The 19,931-nt window shown below is 69.6% G+C and carries 18 protein-coding genes; 15 read left to right on the top strand and 3 right to left on the bottom strand.

Annotation, left to right across the window (positions count from 1 at the left end; genetic code table 11):
• Positions 1 to 2: 2 nt before the first annotated feature.
• The 5 genes from OXS49_RS21295 to murD all read left to right on the top strand — a co-directional run bounded on the left by OXS49_RS21295 (position 3) and on the right by murD (position 7,591).
• Entirely contained in the window at positions 3 to 1,901 is a 1,899-nt protein-coding gene (locus OXS49_RS21295) for a penicillin-binding protein 2 (RefSeq protein WP_267426586.1), read from the top strand.
• A gap of 10 nt (positions 1,902 to 1,911) precedes the next feature.
• Complete coding sequence (locus OXS49_RS21290) at positions 1,912 to 3,372, top strand: UDP-N-acetylmuramoyl-L-alanyl-D-glutamate--2,6-diaminopimelate ligase (protein ID WP_267426584.1); 1,461 nt, start codon at positions 1,912 to 1,914, stop codon at positions 3,370 to 3,372.
• Between the two features lie 18 nt (positions 3,373 to 3,390).
• Positions 3,391 to 4,842, top strand: a complete 1,452-nt coding sequence (locus tag OXS49_RS21285; RefSeq protein WP_267426583.1) for a UDP-N-acetylmuramoylalanyl-D-glutamyl-2,6-diaminopimelate--D-alanyl-D-alanine ligase — start codon at positions 3,391 to 3,393, stop codon at positions 4,840 to 4,842.
• A 94-nt stretch (positions 4,843 to 4,936) separates the two neighbouring features.
• Complete coding sequence (mraY, locus tag OXS49_RS21280; protein ID WP_244007058.1) at positions 4,937 to 6,022, top strand: phospho-N-acetylmuramoyl-pentapeptide-transferase; 1,086 nt, start codon at positions 4,937 to 4,939, stop codon at positions 6,020 to 6,022.
• Positions 6,023 to 6,226: 204 nt separating this feature from the next.
• A complete protein-coding gene (murD, locus tag OXS49_RS21275; RefSeq protein WP_267426581.1) occupies positions 6,227 to 7,591 on the top strand; it encodes a UDP-N-acetylmuramoyl-L-alanine--D-glutamate ligase in 1,365 nt (454 codons plus the stop codon).
• Between the two features lie 7 nt (positions 7,592 to 7,598).
• On the opposite strand, the gene OXS49_RS21270 is transcribed toward murD, so the two are convergent.
• The gene (locus tag OXS49_RS21270) at positions 7,599 to 9,074 is read right to left on the bottom strand and encodes a PAS domain-containing methyl-accepting chemotaxis protein (protein ID WP_244007061.1); all 1,476 of its coding nucleotides are present in this window, start codon (positions 9,072 to 9,074) and stop codon (positions 7,599 to 7,601) included.
• Between the two features lie 254 nt (positions 9,075 to 9,328).
• Here OXS49_RS21270 and OXS49_RS21265 point away from each other — a divergent pair, with 254 nt between their 5' ends.
• Genes OXS49_RS21265 through murC form a run of 3 tightly spaced genes read left to right on the top strand, consistent with a single transcriptional unit; the run spans position 9,329 to position 13,058 of the window.
• Entirely contained in the window at positions 9,329 to 10,495 is a 1,167-nt protein-coding gene (locus tag OXS49_RS21265) for a putative peptidoglycan glycosyltransferase FtsW (protein WP_267426579.1), read from the top strand.
• Positions 10,492 to 11,601, top strand: coding sequence for an undecaprenyldiphospho-muramoylpentapeptide beta-N-acetylglucosaminyltransferase (gene murG, locus OXS49_RS21260; RefSeq protein WP_244007063.1), 1,110 nt, complete (start codon positions 10,492 to 10,494; stop codon positions 11,599 to 11,601). Before OXS49_RS21265 ends, murG begins: the two co-directional genes overlap by 4 nt.
• 50 nt (positions 11,602 to 11,651) lie before the next feature.
• Entirely contained in the window at positions 11,652 to 13,058 is a 1,407-nt protein-coding gene (gene murC / locus OXS49_RS21255; protein WP_267426578.1) for a UDP-N-acetylmuramate--L-alanine ligase, read from the top strand.
• A 15-nt stretch (positions 13,059 to 13,073) separates the two neighbouring features.
• On the opposite strand, the gene OXS49_RS21250 is transcribed toward murC, so the two are convergent.
• Both OXS49_RS21250 and OXS49_RS21245 read right to left on the bottom strand, forming a co-directional pair.
• Positions 13,074 to 13,415 (bottom strand): helix-turn-helix transcriptional regulator, encoded by a 342-nt coding sequence (locus tag OXS49_RS21250; protein WP_244007065.1) that lies wholly within the window; start codon positions 13,413 to 13,415, stop codon positions 13,074 to 13,076.
• A 52-nt stretch (positions 13,416 to 13,467) separates the two neighbouring features.
• On the bottom strand, positions 13,468 to 13,737 hold the full coding sequence (locus tag OXS49_RS21245) for a type II toxin-antitoxin system RelE/ParE family toxin (RefSeq protein ID WP_267426577.1): 270 nt from the start codon (positions 13,735 to 13,737) through the stop codon (positions 13,468 to 13,470).
• A gap of 152 nt (positions 13,738 to 13,889) precedes the next feature.
• Between OXS49_RS21245 and murB the strand changes: the two genes are divergently transcribed.
• The 7 genes from murB to ftsZ all read left to right on the top strand — a co-directional run.
• Positions 13,890 to 14,822, top strand: coding sequence for a UDP-N-acetylmuramate dehydrogenase (murB, locus tag OXS49_RS21240; RefSeq protein WP_244007067.1), 933 nt, complete (start codon positions 13,890 to 13,892; stop codon positions 14,820 to 14,822).
• A 30-nt stretch (positions 14,823 to 14,852) separates the two neighbouring features.
• On the top strand, positions 14,853 to 15,086 hold the full coding sequence (locus OXS49_RS21235) for an AbrB family transcriptional regulator (RefSeq protein ID WP_244007069.1): 234 nt from the start codon (positions 14,853 to 14,855) through the stop codon (positions 15,084 to 15,086).
• Positions 15,073 to 15,420 carry a type II toxin-antitoxin system PemK/MazF family toxin gene (locus tag OXS49_RS21230; protein WP_267426576.1) on the top strand — a complete coding sequence of 116 codons (348 nt, stop codon included), beginning with the start codon at positions 15,073 to 15,075 and terminating at the stop codon, positions 15,418 to 15,420. Before OXS49_RS21235 ends, OXS49_RS21230 begins: the two co-directional genes overlap by 14 nt.
• 38 nt (positions 15,421 to 15,458) lie before the next feature.
• Complete coding sequence (locus tag OXS49_RS21225) at positions 15,459 to 16,382, top strand: D-alanine--D-alanine ligase (protein ID WP_267426575.1); 924 nt, start codon at positions 15,459 to 15,461, stop codon at positions 16,380 to 16,382.
• Positions 16,349 to 17,290 (top strand): cell division protein FtsQ/DivIB, encoded by a 942-nt coding sequence (locus OXS49_RS21220; RefSeq protein WP_244007074.1) that lies wholly within the window; start codon positions 16,349 to 16,351, stop codon positions 17,288 to 17,290. Before OXS49_RS21225 ends, OXS49_RS21220 begins: the two co-directional genes overlap by 34 nt.
• 52 nt (positions 17,291 to 17,342) lie before the next feature.
• On the top strand, positions 17,343 to 18,665 hold the full coding sequence (ftsA, locus tag OXS49_RS21215) for a cell division protein FtsA (protein ID WP_267426574.1): 1,323 nt from the start codon (positions 17,343 to 17,345) through the stop codon (positions 18,663 to 18,665).
• Between the two features lie 87 nt (positions 18,666 to 18,752).
• Positions 18,753 to 19,931: cell division protein FtsZ (ftsZ, locus tag OXS49_RS21210; protein WP_267426573.1), on the top strand; the 1,179-nt coding region annotated here is incomplete at its 3' end.

Raw genomic sequence — 19,931 nt, 5'->3', positions numbered from 1 at the left:
CCGTGTCCCAAGACACCGACCAGACCCCAGACGCCGCCGCTGCGACGCCCGACACCGGTGTGTCGGAGCACGAGGCCGCGCTTCTCGAGGCCGCCGCCCTGGCCCTTGCGGCGTCCACCCCACGCCCGATCCCCGACGAGGCGCTTCCGCCGGAGCCGCGCGCCGACCGCGCCAAGGCGTTCGTGCGCAGCATGTTCCGGCTGGCGATCGAGCGGTCGCATATGCGCGTGGCGCTCGTCGGGCTGGTCTTCGTCGGCGTGTTCGGCACGATCTCGACCAAGCTCCTGATGATGGCGATCTTCGGGGAGCCGCCCAGCCAGGAGCACCGGGTGGCGGCCGCCTCCTCGACGGCGTTCCGGCCCGACATCGTCGACCGGAACGGCGAGATCCTGGCCACCGACATCCGCACCGTCTCGGTCTTCGCCGAGCCGGGCAACATCTACGACAAGGACGAGGCGGTGGAGCTGCTCACCGCGGTCCTGCCGGAACTCAACGCTACGGAACTCCGCGCCAAGCTGTCCTCGCGCAAAGGCCGCAGCGGCGCGGGCTTCGTCTGGGTGAAGCGCGAGCTGACCCCGAAGCAGCAGGCCGAGGTCCACCGGCTCGGCATCCCCGGCATCGGCTTCCTGCCCGACCACAAGCGCGTCTACCCGAACGGCGTGGCGGCTGCCCATATCCTGGGCGCGACCAACCTCGACGGCATCGGCATCGCCGGCATGGAGAAGTACATCGACAACACCGGGATCCAGGCGCTCAACAGCTTCGGGCTGATCAACAAGCAGGCCGACCTGAAGCCGGTGCAGCTCTCCATCGATCTGCGCGCCCAGTTCGCGGTGCGCGACGAGCTGGCCTGGGGCATCGACCACTTCAAGGCCAAGGCCGGCGCCTCGATGATCCTCGACGTGAAGACCGGTGAGGTCATCGCCCTGGTCTCGATGCCCGACTTCGACCCGAACGACCCGAAGGACGCGCTGTCGCCCGACCGGATCAACCGGATGAATGTCGGCGTCTACGAGATGGGCTCGACCTTCAAGGCGATGACGCTCGCCATGGCGCTCGATTCCGGCAAGTATAACGTCAACTCGACCTTCGACACCCGCGGCGGCGTGCTGAACTGGGGCCGCCAGAAGATCCACGAGTATCACGGGACCAACCGGGTCATCACCATGCCGGAGGTGTTCACCCACTCCTCCAACATCGGCTCGGCCAAGATGGCCTTGGGCGTCGGCGTGCCCGGCCACAAGGCGTTCCTGAAGAAGATGGGCCTGCTCGACCGGCTGCGCACCGAGCTGCCCGAGAGCGCGGCACCGATCGTCCCGTCCCGCTGGACCGAGATCAACACCATCACCATCGCGTTCGGCCACGGCATCGCGGTGGCGCCGATCCAGGCGGCGGCGGCGGTGGCGGCCATCGCCAATGGCGGCGACCTGATCACCCCGACCTTCCTCAAGGCGAATCCCGACGACAAGGCACGCTCCACCCACGTCCTGTCGGGTCAGACCTCCGAGGCGATGCGCTACATCATGCGCCTCAACGCCTCCGAGGGCTCGGCCAAGAAGGCGGCGATCCCGTACTACTTCGTGGGCGGCAAGACCGGCACAGCCGAGAAGGTGATCGGCGGCCGCTACATCCACAACCGGTTGTTCACGACCTTCATGGCGGCGGCGCCGATGAACGACCCGAAATACCTGTTCGTCACCATCATGGACGAACCGCAGGGCCTGCCGGAATCGGGCGGTTACGCCACGGCGGCCTGGAACGCGGGCGTGGTCACCGGCAAGGTGATCGAGCGCGTCGCGCCGATCCTGGGCCTGCCGCCGCAATTCGAGCCGCCGGTGCGGCCGTTCCCCCAGATGGTCAAGCTCAACGCCTACCACATCAACCAGCTCGGCGGCCCGTGAGGGAGGTGTCATGACGGCCCGGCTCGCCGATCTCTTCCCAGAAGCCCCCGCGGGCGCCGCGGGACTGGCGGTGTCGGGCCTGACCGCGGACAGCCGGCAGGTCGCCACCGGCACGGTGTTCGTCGCCGTGCCGGGCACGAAGGCCGATGGGCGTCGGTTCGCCCCCCAGGCGGCCAATCGCGGCGCCGTGGCGGTGGCGGGGGAAGGCGCGCGTCCGGCCGATCTGCCGGAGGCGGTGGCCTGGGTGCCCGTGGCGGACGCCCGCAGGGCTCTGGCGCTGGCCGCCGCGCGGTTCGCGGGATCGCAGCCGGACAGCGTGGTGGCGGTGACCGGCACCGCGGGCAAGAGTTCCGTCGCCGACTTCGTGCGCCAGATCCTGGCCCGCCTCGGCCGCGACGCGGCGAGCCTCGGCACCGTCGGGATCGTCACCAACCGCGGCGCGCAGTACGGCTCGCTCACCACGCCGGACCCCGTGACGCTGCACGAGACTCTGGCGCGTTTGGCGCAGGAGGGCGTGACCGACCTCGCCATGGAGGCGTCTTCGCACGGGATCGAGCAGCGCCGCCTCGATGGCGTACGGCTCATTGCGGCGGGCTTCACCAATCTCGGGCGCGACCACCTCGATTATCACGCGAGCATCGAAGAATATCTCGCGGCCAAGATGAGGCTTTTCACGGAGCTCCTGCCAGCAGGTTGCCCGGCGGTGGTCAACGCCGACGGGGCCTATGCCGACCGGGTGATTGCCGCCGCCGGGGAGGCCGGCCGGCCCGTCCGCACGGTCGGCCGCGCCGGCCGCGACCTGCGGATCGAGTCCGTCCAGACGGAAGGGTTCGCCCAGGCGGTCCGGCTCATCGAACGGGAGCGCGTCCGCACGCTGCGTCTGCCGCTCGTCGGCGAATTCCAGGTTGAGAACGCCCTGGTGGCGGCCGGCCTCGCGCTCGCCACCCCCGCCGGCGCAGCCGACCCGGACGGTGTGTTCGCCGCTCTGGACCATCTCACCGGCGTGCCCGGCCGCATGGAGCGGATCGGGGAGGCGCGGGGCGGGCTCTGCCTCGTCGACTACGCCCACAAGCCCGAGGCGTTGGAAAGCGTGCTGACGGCTTTGCGCCCCTTCGCGTCCGGCCGGCTCGTGGTGGTGTTCGGCTGCGGCGGCGACCGCGACCGCGGCAAGCGCCCGCTGATGGGCGCGATCGCGCAGCGCCTCGCCGACACGGTCATCGTCACCGACGACAACCCGCGCACTGAGGCGCCCGCGGCGATCCGCCAAGCGATCCTGGCCGCGGCCCCGGGCGCCGAGGAGATCGGCGACCGGGAAGCGGCGATCCGGACAGCCGTGGGCCGCCTCGGGCCCGGCGACGTGCTGGTCGTAGCCGGCAAAGGTCATGAAACCGGCCAGATCGTGGGAGATCGCACCCTACCGTTCTCGGACCACGCGATCCTGCGTGCCGCCATCGCCGACGCGGCCGCCTGACGGCGACGGGGGTTGACCATGACCGCACTCTGGACCAGCGCGGAGCTCGAAGCCGCCACCGGCGGCCGCCTGATCGGCGCTGAGCGGCCGATCGGTGGCGCCTCGATCGACACCCGCACGCTTCAAGCCGGCGACCTGTTCTTCGCCATCCGGGGCGAGGCGCGCGATGGACACGACTTCGTCGCCGACGCCCTGGCGCGCGGAGCCGGCGCCGCGCTGGTGCGCCAGGATCGCGCCGACGCGCTGGCGGCGCATGGCCCTCTGCTGGCGGTGCCGGAGATCGGCGAGGATCCGGTCCTGACCGCGATGGTCCGCCTCGGCGCGGCCGCCCGCGCCCGGACCTCGGCTCAGGTGGTGGCGGTGACGGGCTCGGTCGGCAAGACCGGCACCAAGGAAGCTTTGCGCCATGTCCTGTCCGAGCAGGGCGAGACCCATGCCTCGGCGGCCTCCTACAACAACCATTGGGGCGTCCCGCTGACGCTGGCCCGGATGCCCGCTTCGACGCGCTACGGCGTGTTCGAAATCGGCATGAACCACGCCGCCGAGATCATGCCGCTGACCGCGCAGGTCCGGCCCGCCATCGCGCTGATCACCACGGTCGAGCCGGTCCATATCGAGCATTTCGCATCGCTCGCCGCCATCGCGGACGCCAAGGGCGAGATCTTCTCCGGGCTCCAGCCCGGCGGCGTCGCCATCATCAACCGGGACGGCCCGCATTTCGACCGCCTCGTCGCCCACGCGCAGGCGTCCCGGGCCGGCCGGATCGTCAGCTTCGGCGAGCACCCGCAGGCCGATGTCCGTGCCCAGCGGATCGTGCTGCGCCCCGATCTCTCTGTGGTGGACGCGGTGGTGATGGGTGAGGCCGTCACCTACAAGCTCGGCACCGCCGGCCGGCACACGGCGCTGAATTCGCTCGGCGTCATGGCGGTGATCCATGCGCTCGGCGCCGACCTCGCCCGGGCCGCGCTGTCGCTCGGCACGCTGTCCCCACCCGCCGGGCGCGGGGCGCGGACCGCGCTGGAGATCGACGGCGGCACCGCCTACCTCATCGATGAGAGCTACAACGCCAACCCGGCTGCGGTCCGGGCGGCATTGGCGACGCTGGCCGGCATCGAGACCGGGCCGCGCGGGCGCCGCATCGCGGTGCTCGGCGACATGCTGGAACTCGGTGCCGCCGCCCCGGACCTTCATCGCGGCCTCGCCGAAGCGGTCGAGGCCGCGCACATCGATCTCGTCTTCACGGCCGGCCCGCTGACGCGCCACCTGTTCGAGGCGCTCCCGGTCAGCCGCCGGGCCGGCGTGGCCGACACCGCCGCCGACCTGATCGAGCCGCTCACGCGGATCCTCCGGCCCGGGGATGCCGTCATGATCAAGGGATCGAACGGCAGCCGCATGGGCCGGATTGTCGACGCGCTGAAAGCCCGCTACGCGAACGACCCGGCGCGGCGCGCCCTCGCGACGGCCCCCTGATCGCGCGCCTGAGTTGATCGATGCGGACGAGCGTCAAGGACGATCGGTGCCGCTCCCTGAAACCCTCGCCTGAACGAAGGGGCCGAGCGCCCGCATGCTGTACCTTCTCTCGGAACTGAGCGGCAGCTTCACGCCGCTGAACGTGTTCCGCTACATCACCTTCCGCACCGGCGGCGCACTGTTCACGGCGGGCCTGTTCGTGTTCTGGTTCGGCCCCTGGATCATCTCGCTCCTGCGGATCCGCCAGGGCAAGGGCCAGCCGATCCGCGAGGACGGGCCGCAGACCCATCTGCTGACCAAGCGCGGCACCCCGACCATGGGCGGCTTGATGATCCTGGCCGGCGCCGTGGTGGCGATCCTGCTCTGGGCCAACCCCCGCAACCATTACGTGTGGGTGACGCTGACCGTCACGCTCGGGTTCGGGGCGATCGGATTCTACGACGACTACCTCAAGGTGACGAAGCAGTCGCACAAGGGCTTCTCCGGCAAGTTCCGATTGGCCTTGGAGGCTGTGATCGCGCTCGCGGCCTGCATCACCGTCGCGGTCTATTCCCCCTCCGCGCTACAGAACCAGCTCGCCTTCCCGGTCTTCAAGGACGCGCTCCTGAACCTCGGCTGGTTCTACCCACTGTTTGGTGCCTTCGTGATCGTCGGCGCCGGCAATTCCGTGAACATGACCGATGGGCTCGACGGGCTCGCCATCGTGCCGGTGATGATCGCCTGCGGCACCTTCGGGTTCATCGCCTACCTCGTCGGCAACTCCTTCACGGCGAGCTACCTGCAGGTGAACTACGTCCGCGACACGGGCGAACTTGCCGTGGTCTGCGGCGCGGTGATCGGGGCCGGCCTCGGCTTCCTCTGGTTCAACGCACCGCCGGCCCAGATCTTCATGGGCGACACCGGGTCGCTCGCGCTCGGCGGCCTGCTCGGCAGCATCGCGGTGGCGACCAAGCACGAGATCGTCCTGGCGATCGTCGGCGGCCTGTTCGTGCTGGAGATGATGTCGGTGATCATCCAGGTCGCGTCGTTCAAGTTGACGGGCAAGCGCGTCTTCCGGATGGCGCCGATCCACCACCATTTCGAGCAGAAGGGCTGGAAGGAGCCGCAGGTCGTGATCCGGTTCTGGATCATCGCGGTCATCCTGGCGCTGGCGGGCTTGGCGACGCTGAAGCTGCGCTGATACTTATGATAGACAAGCGATACGAGAGGGCGATCCTATCCGCGCCCTCATCCGGAGGTGCCGTAGCGTAGCGGAGGCCTCGAAGGAGTTCTCCAGCCGGCCGTGCGACCCTGGAGCCCCCCTTCGAGGCCCGCTGACGCGGTCACCTGAGGATGAGGGCGAGGGTGGGATCGGCCGGTTCGGTCGCCGCATCCAGAGCTCCCCATGATACCCGTCACCGTCTTCCAAGACCAGACCGTCGCCCTGTTCGGGCTCGGCGGCTCCGGACTCGCCACAGCGCTGGCCCTGAAGGCGGGCGGTGCCGATGTGCGGGCGTGGGACGACAACGCCGACAGCCGCGTCCGCGCGCAGGACGCTGGAATCGGCATCGCGAATCTGCGTGAGTCCGACTGGTCCCGCCTCTCGGCGCTGGTGCTGAGCCCCGGCGTTCCCCTGACCCACCCGGAACCGCATTGGAGCGTCCGCCTCGCCAAGGAGGCCGGCGTCGAGATCATCGGCGACATCGAGCTGTTCTGCCGCGCGCGCCGGGCGCGGGCGCCGGGGGCACCCTTCGTGGCGATCACCGGGACCAACGGCAAATCGACCACCACGGCGCTGATCACCCATGTTCTGGCCCAGGCGGGCCGCGACGTGCAGATGGGCGGCAATATCGGCACTGCGATCCTCTCGCTGGAGCCGCCCTCCGCGGACCGCGTCCACGTGATCGAGATGTCGTCCTTCCAGATCGACCTGACGCCAAGCCTCGACCCGAGCGTCGGCGTGCTGATGAACATCACCCCGGACCATCTCGACCGTCACGGCACCATGGAGCAGTACGCCGCCATCAAGGAGCGTCTGATCCAGGGCGCAGGGGTTGCCGTTGTCGGCATCGACGACGCGCCGAGCCGCGCCATCGCCGAAAGGCGCGGCATCGACCTCGTGCGTGTCCACGTGCCCCACGGTGAGGTTCTCGCCACCGATGCCCTGACAGTGCGCGACGGCATCGTCCGCGAGCCGGACGGCACGGCGCTCGCCGATGTGAATGGGATCGGCTCGCTGCGGGGCGCCCACAATTGGCAGAACGCGGCGGTCGCCGTGGCGGTGGCGCGGGCGCTCGGTCTGTCGGGTGAGCAGATCCAGGCCGGGTTGGCCTCGTTCCCGGGCCTGCCGCATCGGATGGAAGAGGTCGGACGGCGCAGCCACGTGCTGTTCGTCAACGACTCCAAGGCGACCAACGCCGATTCCACCGAGAAGGCACTCCTCGCCTTCCGGGACATTCACTGGATCCTCGGCGGCAAGGCCAAGGATGGTGGAATCTTCCCGCTGGTGCCGTATTTCGAGCGGGTCGCCCATGCCTACCTGATCGGTGCGGCGTCCGACGCCTTCGCGGCGACCCTGGAGGGGGCGGTGCCCTATACCCGCTGCGAGACCCTGGACGTGGCGGTGCCGAAGGCCGCCGAGAACGCCGCCGCGTCGGGCGCCCCGGAACCCGTGGTGCTGCTCTCGCCGGCCTGCGCGTCCTACGATCAGTTCCCGAACTTCGAAGTGCGCGGCAACAAGTTCCGGGACCTCGTGCGGGCGCTCGGCTGAGGGAGGCTCAGCGCGCCAGAACCTTGGCGGCCTCGCGGGTCGTCCCCACCGCCTGCGAGACGCCGGCCACCGACTGCACGATCGCGCCGATATTGCCCGTGATCGCCGTGACCGCGCCGGAGGCGCTCTGCATGTTCTCGGCGAGGTCGCGCGTCACCGCACTCTGCTCCTCGATGGCGGCCGCCGTCGCCACCACCGTCTCGCGCATCACCGAGACCGAGGCCCCGATCGAGCCCAGCGCCACCACCACCTCCTGCGAGACCCGCTGTACGCTGGCGATCTCGCCATTGATCTGGCCGGTGGCGCGGGCGGCCTGATCGGCCAAGGCCTTCACTTCGGAGGCCACCACCGCGAAGCCGCGCCCGGCCTCGCCGGCGCGCGCCGCCTCGATCGTGGCGTTCAGCGCCAGCAGGTTGATCTGGCCGGCGATGTTCTGGATCAGGCCGACGATGCCCGTCATCGCGGTCGCGGTGACGGCGAGCCGCTTCGTGTGGGCGTCGGCATCCTGAACGCAGGCATAGGCGGTGTCGGTGGCGCTCTGGGAGCGCACGATGCTCTGGGACATCTCGGCCACCGACGCCGCCAGTTCCTCGGCCGCGGCGGCAACGGTCTGGACATTGCCGGAGGTCGAATCGGCAGCCGAGGAGGCCAGCACGGCCGCCTGGGTCGAATGCGACACGGCCTGCTCGATTTCGCCGAAATTCTGATCGATGAGCGTGCGCAGGTCGGCGAACAGGCGAACCTGCTCGCTGATGTCGGTGGCGAACTTGACCACCTTGTAGGGACGCCCGGCCGCATCCAGGATCGGATTGTAGGAGGCCTGGATCCAGACCTCGCGGCCACCCTTGCCGATCCGGCGGAACTGCGCCGCCTGATAGCTTCCATTGCGCAGGGCCGCCCAGAAGGCCCGGTAGGCCTCGCTGTCCCGGTAGCCCGGCTCGACGAACCGGCTGTGATGCTGCCCGACGACCTCGGTGCGGTCATAGCCCATGACCGCCAGGAAGTTGTCGTTCGCCTCGATCACGGTGCCGTCGAGGTCGAAGGCGATGACCGCCTGTACCTTGTCGATCGCCGCGATCTGGCCGGCGCGGTCGGCTTCTTCGGTCCTTTGCCGGGTGATGTCGGTGGCGAACTTCACCACCTTGTAGGGCCGGCCGCGGGCATCGAGCATCGGGTTGTAGGAGGCCTGGATCCAGATCGGGCGGCCGCCGCGACCGCTCCGCTGGAACTGCCCGGTCTCGAACGTCCCGGCCCGCAGCCGTTCCCAGAACGCCCGATAATCGGCGGAGTCGCGCTGGGCCGGCTCCAGGAACAGGCTGTGGTGCTGGCCGATGATCTCGGGCAGCGTATAGCCGACGACATCGAGGAAGTTCTGGTTCGCCGAGAGGATCCGGCCGTTCAGATCGAATTCGATCACGCCCTGGACTCGATCGAGGGCCGCGAGCTTGGCCTGGGCTTCACGGACGTTCAGGGTCTTGAACATGGCGTGCCGACTTCCGGTTAGCGGACCGGACGCCTCACGCTCCGTGTCGCCGGGTAAATACACCTGCAGGTTGCGTTACCAAAATTAACATAGCGTATCTCAAGTGCAGTATTCGGATACCAGTAAGCTTACGCCGTCGCCGCCGCGGTTCGCGCGTTCGCGGCCCTCCATAAGGCTCCGTTTACCATTCCTGCACAGGATCCAGCCCGACCCGCGCGGATCGTCGTCCGCACGGACTGGAGTCGTCACCCGGCATGATGTCACGTGCTGAACGCACCCCCCTGACGGACTGGTGGTGGACCGTGGACCGCGGCCTGCTCGCCGCCCTGTTCGCGCTCATGGTCGCCGGCCTCGTCTTCCTGATGGGCGGCGGCCCGCCGGTCGCCGAGCGCATCGGCTTGCCGACCTTCTACTTCCTGAACCGGCAGGCGATGTACCTCGCGCCGACCATCCTGCTGATCTGCGCGGTCTCGTTCCTGTCCCTGCGCGGCATCCGCCGGCTGGCCCTGGTCACATGGATCTGTGGCGTCGCCCTCTGCCTGCTCGCCGGCAAGTTCGGCCCCGAGATCAAGGGCGCGCATCGCTGGATCCAGTTCGGCCCCTTCGGCCTCCAGCCCTCGGAATTCGTGAAGCCGGCCTTCGTGGTGGTGGCCGCCTGGGCGTTCTCGGAGGGCGCCCAGCGCCGCGACATGCCCGGCGGCTTCCTGGCGATGCTGCTCCTGCCGATCACCATCGTGCCGCTGCTGCTTCAGCCCGATTTCGGCCAGACCATGCTGATCACCATGGTGTGGTGCGCGCTGTTCTTCGTGGCCGGCCTGCACCTGATCTGGGTCGCGGTGCTCGGGGCGCTCGGGCTCGGGGGCGTCTTTGCGGCTTACCTGTTCTTCCACCACGTGCGTGAGCGCTTCAACAAGTTCCTCGACCGGGATTCCGGCGGCGGCTTCCAGGATTTCTGGTCGCGCGAGTCGTTCCGCTCGGGCGGCTGGTTCGGCACCGGTCCGGGGGAGGGCGTGGCCAAGCGGCACCTGCCGGACGCCCACACCGACTTCATCTTCTCGGTCACCGGCGAGGAATTCGGTGTGATCGTCTGCCTGTGCCTCGTGGCCCTGTTCGCCTTCATCGTGCTGCGCGGCTTGAAGCTCGCCCGCCGGACCGACGACACCTTCTCGCGGCTGGCGATCACCGGCCTGACCACCCTGTTCGGGCTTCAGGCGTGCATCAACATGGCGGTGAACACCCAGCTGATGCCTGCCAAGGGCATGACGCTGCCCTTCGTGTCCTACGGCGGCTCGTCGCTGATCTCGCTGGCGCTCGGCACGGGCTTCCTCGTCGCCCTGACCCGGAAGCGTCCGCGCACCATCCAGCTCAGCCAGAAGCCCCCCGGCACCGCACCCGCCACCGTGGCCGGAGTGATGCGGTGACGGTTTTCACCCCGACGATCCTGCTCTGCGCAGGCGGCACCGGCGGCCACCTGTTCCCGGCCGAAAGCCTCGCCCACGCGCTCCGCGCCCGCGGCATCCGGGTGGCGCTCGCCACCGATGCCCGGGTCGATTCGATCGCCTCCGAGTTTCCGGCTTCGGAGGTGATCACCATTGCGTCGGCGACGCCGTCCGGCCGCTCGCCGCTGAAACGGGCCAGCGCCGTTCTGACGCTCGGCCGCGGCTTCGGCGTCGCCGCCAAGGAGATCCGGCGGATCAACCCGGCCGCCATCGTGGGCTTCGGCGGGTATCCAACCGTGCCGCCGGTCCTGGCCGGCCAGATCCTGCGGGTGCCCACGATCCTGCACGAGCAGAACGCCGTGATGGGCCGGGCCAACGCCTTCCTGGCGCGGGGCGCGCGCACCATCGCCACGGGCTTCAAGGTGGTGCGCGGCGTACCCGACACGGCGAAGGCCCCGCGCATCCACACCGGCAACCCGCTTCGCCCGGCAGTGATCGAGGCCGCGAAGGTCCCGTATCCCGCCTTCACCGACGGTGACGTTCTGCGCCTCCTGGTCTTCGGCGGCAGCCAGGGCGCCCGAGTCATGGGCGAAGTCGTGCCCGTGGCGATCGAGCGCCTGCCCGACGCCCTGCGCGCCCGGCTACACCTCGTACAGCAGGTCCGACCCGAGGATCTGACGGCGGTGCAGAACCGCTACCTCGCGATGGGTCTCGCCGGGGTCGAGGCGGCGCCGTTCTTCAAGGACCTGCCTGCCCGGATGGCGGCAAGCCACCTCGTGGTCGGGCGCTCGGGCGCCTCCACGGTCTCGGAACTGGCCGCGATCGGTCGTCCGGCGATCCTCGTGCCGCTGCCGGGATCCCTCGATCAGGACCAGGCCGCCAACGCCGCGACCCTCGATGCCATCGGCGCCGCTTTGGCCGTGAAGCAGTCGGACTTCACCCCGGATCGCCTCGCCGCAGAGCTCACAGCCTGCTTCGCGACGCCGGCAAAATTGACCGCGGCGGCCGATGCGGCCAGAAGCGCGGGCATCCATGATGCCGCCGAACGGCTGGCCGAGGTCGTCGTCGAGACGGCGGCCCGCACCTGATCCTTACGGGATTCCGCGACCTGCGATCCCGCCACCAGACGGTTCGACCCATGAAGCTGCCCGACAAGCTCGGCCCCATCCACTTCATCGGCATCGGCGGCATCGGCATGTCCGGCATCGCCGAGGTGATGCACAATCTCGGCTACACGGTGCAGGGCTCGGACGCCAACGACAACGCCAATGTCCGCCGTCTCGCCGAGAAAGGCATGCGCACCTTCGTGGGCCACAACGCCGACAACGTCGCGGAGGCCGCGCTGGTCGTGGTCTCGACGGCGATCCAGCGTGACAACCCCGAGCTGGAATCCGCCCGGGAGCGCCGCCTGCCCGTGGTGCGCCGGGCCGAGATGCTGGCCGAGCTGATGCGCTTCAAGTCCTGCGTCGCCATCGCGGGCACGCACGGCAAGACCACGACCACGTCCCTGGTCGCGACCCTGCTGGATGCCGGCAACCTCGATCCGACCGTGATCAACGGCGGCATCATCAACGCCTACGGCACCAACGCCCGGATGGGCGAGGGCGACTGGATGGTGGTGGAGGCCGACGAATCCGACGGCACCTTCCTCAAGCTGCCCGCAGACGTGGCGATCGTCACAAATATCGATCCCGAGCATCTCGACCATTTCGGCTCGTTCGAGGCGGTCAAGGACGCGTTCCGGCGCTTCATCGACAATATCCCGTTCTACGGCTTCGCGGTGATGTGCACCGATCACCCGGTGGTGCAGGATCTCGTCGGCCATATCGAGGACCGGCGGATCATCACCTACGGCGAGAACCCGCAGGCGGATGTGCGCCTGATCGACGTGGACCTGCGCGGCGGCCAGAGCCGCTTCCGGGTGATGATCCGCGACCGCCGCCCGGGCTACCGGATGGAGATGGAGGATCTGGTCCTGCCGATGCCGGGCAAGCACAACGCCCTCAACGCCACCGCGGCGCTGGCGGTGGCCCACGAACTCGGCGTGAAGCCCGAGGCGATCCGCAACGCGCTGGCCGGTTTCGGCGGCGTGAAGCGGCGCTTCACCCGCACCGGCGAATGGAACGGCGCGACGATCTTCGACGATTACGGCCACCATCCAGTGGAGATCAAGGCGGTGCTTAAGGCCGCCCGGGCCTCGACCGAGCACGGGGTGATCGCGATCGTGCAGCCGCACCGCTACACGCGGCTGCAATCGCTGTTCGACGATTTCTGCACCTGCTTCAACGACGCCGACACGGTGATCGTCGCCCCGGTCTACGCCGCCGGCGAGGCGCCGATCGAGGGGTTCGACCGCGACAGCCTCGTGGCGGGCCTGCGCTCCCGCGGCCACCGGGACGCCCGGGCGCTGGAGCGGCCGGAGGAGCTGCCCGGGATCATCACCGACCTCGCCAAGCCGGGCGATTACGTGGTGTTCCTCGGCGCCGGCACGATCACCCAATGGGCCTACGCGCTGCCGGATGAGCTTGCCGCGCGGGGGCGGTGAGGGGATGGCGATGCGTCAGGACGCGTCGAGCACGAGGTCCTCGGCGTCGATGCCGAGCGCCCGCGCGAGCCGACGGTAGACCGACATGTCCACTGTGCGCGCGCCCGTTTCGAGCGCGGTGATATCCTCCTCCGCGAGACCGCAGGCTTTCCCCAGCGCGGCGGCGGTTTCGCCCCGACGCCTGCGCCAGAAAGCCAGGGGGCTCGGCGCCGCCCGCAGGGCGTCGAGGTCGGCCTCACTCAGAAGTTCTTCCTGGCCGGACGCGAGCCGCGCCGCCGAGTCAGAGATGAGGCGGGCATCGAGATTGTCGTCCGCCAAGTCACGCAGGCGTTCGAATTCAGCCTCGGGGAGAATCACGATCGCCTCTCCGGAGGGCGTCCTGGTTCTGACGATCGTCACGGGCGGAGTCCTAATCGTAGATCGTGCTTCGCGGGCCGACCGCATGGACAATGATCCGATCGGGCTCGATCGTGAAGATGGCCCGCCAATTTCCGACGCGCAGGCGCAGACGCTTTCCCTCGCCTTTGAGCGCCTTCACGTTGTTGGCGAGGCTTCCAGGATCGCGTGCGTAGGAGCGGAGCTTCTCGCGGATCAGATCTTCGGCGTTCTTCGGCAGGCGGCCGAGGCTCCGCGCGGCGGCCCGCGTGAAGACCAGAGATTTGGCTGCCTCGCCATCCATCGCCCCGCGATCCCCTCACGCAAGCCGATTCTGCCGGCGCGAAGCTTAGAGCCGTGCCCGATCGCGTTACAATCGCGCGCGGCTCTAAGCCTTTGTCGTGACGCGCTCTCTTGCGCCGAACCGGTTTCCACTTCGGCGGAGAGCGCTCTAGCATGACCGTATCCCTCCACGACCGCGTCCGCGCCGCCGCCCCCGATCTCCGCGGGCGTCTGCTCAGCCAGCAGCCGCTGGCCGATCTCACATGGTTCCGCGTCGGCGGACCGGCCGAGGTGCTGTTCACCCCGGCCGACGAGGAGGATCTCGCCCGCCTCCTCGCCGCCCTGGAACCGGACGTGCCCGTGACGGTGATCGGGCTCGGATCCAACCTGATCGTCCGCGACGGTGGCGTGCCCGGCGTGGTGATCCGCCTCGGGGGAAAGGCCTTCGGCGGCATCGCGATCGACGGCGATACCCTGACGGTGGGCACCGCCGTGCCCGACATGCGCCTCGCCAAGGCCGCCGCCGAGGCCGGGCTCGACGGCCTCGCGTTCTACCGCGGCATCCCGGGCTCGATCGGCGGCGCGCTGCGCATGAACGCGGGCGCCCATGGCGGCGAGACCACCGACGTGCTGATCGAGGCAACCGGCATCGATCGCCGGGGGACGCTGCGCACCTTCAGCCACGCCGAGATGGGCTTCTCCTACCGGCATGCGGACGCACCGGAGGACGTGATCTTCACCCGCGCGCTGTTCCGCGGGAAGCCCGGCGACCGCGCCGCCATCGAGGCCGAGATGGAGCGGGTCACCGCCGCCCGCGAGGCCGCCCAGCCGATCCGCGAACGCACCGGCGGCTCGACCTTCGCCAACCCGCCGGGCGGCAAGGCGTGGCAGCTCATCGACGCCGCCGGCTGCCGGGGGCTGACCCGCGGCGGGGCGCAGGTCAGCGCGATGCACTGCAACTTCCTGATCAACACCGGCACCGCCACCGCGGCCGATATCGAGGGGCTGGGCGAAGACGTCCGCCGCCGGGTGCGGGAGACCAGCGGGGTCGCGCTGCGCTGGGAAATCCGCCGGATCGGCTTGGCGTCACCGGTGGTAAGCCGGTAAGATGTAAGCCAGACGGTGAGAGGGACCGACATGGCGGATCAACGCGCACGGACCGCTTATTCAAAAGTCTCGGTGAAGAGCCAGACTGTCCTGCCAACGGAGGTGCGGGAGCATCTCGCTATCCGGCCGGGGGACCGCCTGCGCTACCGGATCACGCCGGACGGCATCCGAATCGACAAGGCTCCCCCTGACGGGGAGGATCCGTTCGTGGCCTTCACGGAATGGGCCGGCCCGATCGACGATGAAGACTATGCCGACCTCTGAGCTGCCGGCCGGGACCGTCGTCGTCGTGCCGTTTCCCTATTCCGATCGGTTGGCGGAGAAGCGCCGGCCCGCCCTCATCGTATCGGGGCCGGCTGTGGCCGAAGCTGGCTACGTCTGGATCGCGATGATCACGAGTGCGCGTAACACGCAGGCCACGGGCGATGTCCGCATCGACGATGTTGCCGCGGCCGGCCTCAGCGTCGCCTCCGTGGTTCGCCCGCTCAAGATCGCCTGCATCGAGTCCACCCGAATCCTGCGCCGTATCGGGACGCTGCCGGCCGGCACGGCCGCCCAGGTCTTCACCGCAATCAAGAGCCTGATCGGCCCGGCATGAGCCGATCCCCAACACGAAGTCTCGCCCCGGAGCCCTCCATGTCCAAGCACGTCGCCGTCCTCCTGGGCGGCACCTCAGCCGAGCGGGAAGTATCGCTCAATTCCGGCAGGGCCTGCGCGGACGCGCTCGAGGGCGAGGGCTATCAGGTCACACGCGTCGATGTCGGGGCCGACATCGCTACGGTGCTGACCGCACTCAGGCCCGACGTAGCCTTCAACGCGCTGCACGGTCCGGACGGGGAGGACGGCAAGATCCAGGGGCTGCTGGAGATCCTGAAGATTCCCTACACCCATTCCGGCGTCCTCGCCTCGTCGCTCGCCATGAACAAGGAGCGGGCGAAGACCGCCATGCGCGCGGCCGGCATCGACGTGCCGGAGAGCCGGATCGTTAACCGTCACGAGGCCGCCCGGACACACGCCCTGCCGCCACCCTACGTGGTGAAGCCGATCGCCGAAGGCTCATCCATGGGGGTAATCATCGTGCGCGATGGGCGCTCGCATCCGCCCCAGATCCTGGGCTCGGACGCCTGGACCTACGGCGAGCAAGTCCTTGCAGAACCTTACATAGCCGGCCGCGAACTCACCTGCGGGGTGATGGGCGACAAGGCGCTCGGCGTCATCGAGGTGAAGGCCGCCACGGGGGACTGGTACGACTACGACGCGAAATATGCCCCCGGGGGCTCGGTCCACGTGCTGCCGGCCGAACTTAAACCAAATGTTTACCAGCGTGTCCAAGAACTGTCGTTAACGGCGCATCAAGCACTGGGCTGCCGGGGCGTCAGCCGTGCCGACCTTCGATTCGACGACACGCCGGGTGGAACCGGCCGACTCGTGGTTCTCGAGGTCAACACGCAACCCGGCATGACCCAGACGAGCCTTGTGCCGGATATGGCGGCCCATGCGGGCCTTAGCTTCGGTGAGCTCGTCCGATGGATGGTGGAGGACGCTTCCCTGAATCGCTGAGCGGCGACGCCGCCGGCCGGAGCGGTCCCGCGCGTTTCGCCGGGGCTGTGATGGGCCGGCTCCCGTCCCGGTCGCTCTCGGTTCGCCGCGCGCGCTCCGGCCAGCGCCTGGGCGCACGCCTGTCCCGCGGGACCGGAACCGTCGCCGTCTCCATGACCTTCGCGGCCTTTGCGCTTGCCGGGTTCGTCGCGAGCGGACGCTACGATTCCTTCGTGGCCGAGCAGGGACGCCCCCTTGATATCGCCGCGCGGGTTCTCGGCTTCGGCGTCGAGCGCGTGACCATCTCGGGCATCTCCCGGATGTATGAGCGCGAAGTCCTGGCTGCGGCCGGCATCGACTGGCGCTCCTCGGTGCCGTTCCTCGACGTCGGCGCCGTGCGCGAGAAGCTGCTGCGCGTGCCGCTGATCGCCCAGGCTTCGGTGCGCAAGATCTACCCCAACGAGATCGCCATCACCCAGGTGGAGCGCGAGCCCGCCGCCCTCTGGCAGAAGAACGGTGAGCTCAGCGTCATCGCGGCCGACGGCACGGTGATCGACGCCATGCGGGACGACCGCTACGCCAGCCTCCCCCTGGTGGTCGGCGAGGAAGCCAACACCAAGCTGCCGGAATATCTGGCCCTGGTCGCCGCCGCCGGCCCGCTCGCCGACCGGATCAAGGCCGGCACCTACGTTTCCGGCCGGCGCTGGACCCTCAAGCTCGACGGCGTCGATGTACGCCTGCCCGAGATCGACCCGGCCGCCGCGCTCGCCCGTCTCGTTCGGTTCGAGCGCGAGGCCGGCCTTCTGGAAAAGGACATCATCGCGGTGGATCTGCGCATGTCGGACCGCGTCGTGGTGCGCCTGACCGAGGAGGCCGCCGCAACCCGCGCGGAAGCCCAGAAGGCGAAGAAGAAGGGCGCGGCCAGCTGATGCCCTTCCGATCGATCTCCGCCCGTCCCGCACCCCGCGTTTGGTAGCGTCAATGCACAGCCAACACGGCCTCACGCCGCGCCTGAAGCCGCTCTCGGCCCGACGCTCGACCACCCTCTCGGTGCTCGATATCGGAACGAGCAAGGTGGTCTGCCTCATCGCCGAGCTGCAGCCCGCCGAAGCGCTCTCCACGCTGCGCGGCCGCACGCACCTCGCGCGCATCATCGGCATCGGCCATCAGCGCTCGCTCGGGCTGAAGGGCGGCGCCATCGTGGATCTCGCCGCCGCCGAGGGCGCGATCCGTCAGGCGGTCCACGCCGCCGAGCGGATGGCCAAGGTCGAGGTCCAGTCGGTCATCGTCAATATGTCGGGCGGCCGGCTCGCCTCGCAGCATTTCCAGGCGCGGGTGAACGTCCGCTCCGGCACCGTCACGGGCAGCGATGTCGAGCGGGTGCTCGAGACCGCGAGCGCCCACGGCGTCAGCCCCGGCCGGGCCGTGCTCCACGCCCTGCCGACCGGCTACGCGCTGGACGGGCAGGGCGCGGTGATCGACCCGTCGGGCATGATCGGCGAGGCGCTGAGCGTCGATCTGCACGTCGTCACCAGCGAGTTGGCCGCGGCCCGCAACGTCATGCTGGCGGTGGAGCATTGCCATCTCGGGGTCGAGGCGGTGATCGCCACGCCCTACGCGGCCGGCCTCTCGGCTCTGGTCGACGACGAGGCCGAGATGGGCGTCTGCGTGGTCGATATGGGCGGTGGCACGACCAGCGTCGGCGTGTTCTCAGGCGGGCACCTCATCCATGCGGACGCGGTGGCGGTCGGCGGCCACCACGTCACCATGGATATCGCCCGTGGGCTCTCGACCCGCATGGCGGCGGCCGAGCGGCTGAAGACCCTCTACGGCTCGGCCCTCTCAACCCCCTCCGACGACCGGGACATGATCGCGGTCCACGGCGTCGGCGAGGACGAGGGCGAGGCCCCGGCGCACATCCCGCGCTCGCAGCTCGTGCGGATCATCAAGCCGCGGGTCGAGGAGGTGATCGAGCTGGTGCGCGACCGGCTGGGCGAGGCCGGCTTCGCGGCGCAGGCCGGCCGGCGGGTGGTGCTCACCGGCGGCGCCAGCCAGCTCGTCGGCCTGCCGGAGGTCGCCCGCCGCGTCCTCCAGGGTCAGGTGCGGATCGGCCGCCCCCTCGGGATCCGCGGCCTGCCGGAAGCCGCCAAGGGCCCGGCCTTCTCGGCGGCGGTCGGTCTGCTGGTCTACCCGCAGGTCGCCCATGCCGAGCATTTCGAGCCGCGGGGGCACGGCGCCTTCGCGGCCACCGGAACCGACAACTACCTGAACCGGGTCGGCCGCTGGCTCCGGGACAGCTTCTAGGTTTCGCCCCCACCCCACGGGTGGGTCGAAGAGAATCCGGCGCCGCGGCGTCGCACGGACAGCACAGTTAGCGAGAGGCTCGACACCATGGCCATCACCCTCCAGGCGCCGGACATCCGGGAACTGAAGCCCCGCATCACCGTCTTCGGCGTCGGTGGCGCCGGCGGCAACGCGGTCAACAACATGATTGAGTCGGGCCTGCTCGGCTGCGAGTTCGTCGTGGCCAACACCGACGCGCAGGCGCTCACCTCCTCGAAGGCCGAGCGGGTGATCCAGATGGGTCTGGGCGTGACCCAGGGCCTCGGCGCCGGCTCGCACCCGGAGGTCGGCTCGGCCGCCGCCGACGAGGTGATCGACGAGATCCGCGATCAGCTCTCGGGCGCGCACATGTGCTTCATCACCGCCGGCATGGGCGGCGGCACCGGCACCGGCGCGGCGCCGGTCATCGCCCGGGCGGCCCGCGACATGGGCATCCTGACGGTCGGCGTCGTGACCAAGCCGTTCCAGTTCGAGGGCGTCCGCCGGATGCGGACCGCCGAGAGCGGCATCCAGGAGTTGCAGGCCGCGGTCGACACCCTGATCGTGATCCCGAACCAGAACCTGTTCCGGGTCGCCAACGAGAAGACCACCTTCGCGGACGCCTTCGCGATGGCCGACCAGGTGCTCTACTCGGGCGTCGCCTGCATCACCGACCTGATGGTGAAGGAGGGTCTCATCAACCTCGACTTCGCCGACGTGCGGGCGATCATGCGCGGCATGGGCAAGGCCATGATGGGCACCGGCGAGGCGTCGGGCGAGAAGCGCGCCAACCGCGCCGCGGAGGCCGCCATCGCCAACCCGCTCCTCGACGATGTCTCGATGAAGGGCGCCCGCGGCCTGCTGATCTCGATCACCGGCGGCTCGGACCTGACCCTCTACGAGCTCGACGAGGCCGCCACCCGCATCCGCGAGGAGGTCGATCAGGACGCCAACATCATCCTGGGCGCCACCTTCGACGAGAGCCTGGACGGCATCATCCGCGTGTCGGTGGTCGCCACCGGCATCGAGCCGGCCCTGATCTCGGCGAACTCGCCCAACAACCCGGCCATCGCCGAGACCGAGCAGCGTATCGCCGAGGTTGCCGAGCGCCTGCGCGCCGAGGCCCGTACGCGCGCCGCCTCGCCGGTGCCGAGCATCCGCACCGAATCGGTCGCTCCGGCCCCCATCACCAGCCAGATGCCGGCCCCCGCGCCGCTTCAGGCCCCCGAGATGCGGTCCGAGTCGCTG

The organism is Methylobacterium sp. GC_Met_2, assembly GCF_026540795.1.
Lineage (GTDB): Bacteria > Pseudomonadota > Alphaproteobacteria > Rhizobiales > Beijerinckiaceae > Methylobacterium.
Note: the sequence above shows the minus strand (reverse complement) of the source record. Positions and strands in the feature narration are given on the sequence as shown.

Coding starts and splice junctions, on each gene's coding strand:
- OXS49_RS21290 (WP_267426584.1), top strand. CDS start 1,912: ATGACGGCCCGGCTCGCCGATCTCTTCCCAGAAGCCCCCGCGGGCGCC.
- OXS49_RS21285 (WP_267426583.1), top strand. CDS start 3,391: ATGACCGCACTCTGGACCAGCGCGGAGCTCGAAGCCGCCACCGGCGGC.
- mraY (WP_244007058.1), top strand. CDS start 4,937: ATGCTGTACCTTCTCTCGGAACTGAGCGGCAGCTTCACGCCGCTGAAC.
- murD (WP_267426581.1), top strand. CDS start 6,227: ATGATACCCGTCACCGTCTTCCAAGACCAGACCGTCGCCCTGTTCGGG.
- OXS49_RS21270 (WP_244007061.1), bottom strand. CDS start 9,074: ATGTTCAAGACCCTGAACGTCCGTGAAGCCCAGGCCAAGCTCGCGGCC.
- OXS49_RS21265 (WP_267426579.1), top strand. CDS start 9,329: ATGATGTCACGTGCTGAACGCACCCCCCTGACGGACTGGTGGTGGACC.
- murC (WP_267426578.1), top strand. CDS start 11,652: ATGAAGCTGCCCGACAAGCTCGGCCCCATCCACTTCATCGGCATCGGC.
- OXS49_RS21245 (WP_267426577.1), bottom strand. CDS start 13,737: ATGGATGGCGAGGCAGCCAAATCTCTGGTCTTCACGCGGGCCGCCGCG.
- murB (WP_244007067.1), top strand. CDS start 13,890: ATGACCGTATCCCTCCACGACCGCGTCCGCGCCGCCGCCCCCGATCTC.
- OXS49_RS21235 (WP_244007069.1), top strand. CDS start 14,853: ATGGCGGATCAACGCGCACGGACCGCTTATTCAAAAGTCTCGGTGAAG.
- OXS49_RS21230 (WP_267426576.1), top strand. CDS start 15,073: ATGCCGACCTCTGAGCTGCCGGCCGGGACCGTCGTCGTCGTGCCGTTT.
- OXS49_RS21225 (WP_267426575.1), top strand. CDS start 15,459: ATGTCCAAGCACGTCGCCGTCCTCCTGGGCGGCACCTCAGCCGAGCGG.
- OXS49_RS21220 (WP_244007074.1), top strand. CDS start 16,349: ATGGATGGTGGAGGACGCTTCCCTGAATCGCTGAGCGGCGACGCCGCC.
- ftsA (WP_267426574.1), top strand. CDS start 17,343: ATGCACAGCCAACACGGCCTCACGCCGCGCCTGAAGCCGCTCTCGGCC.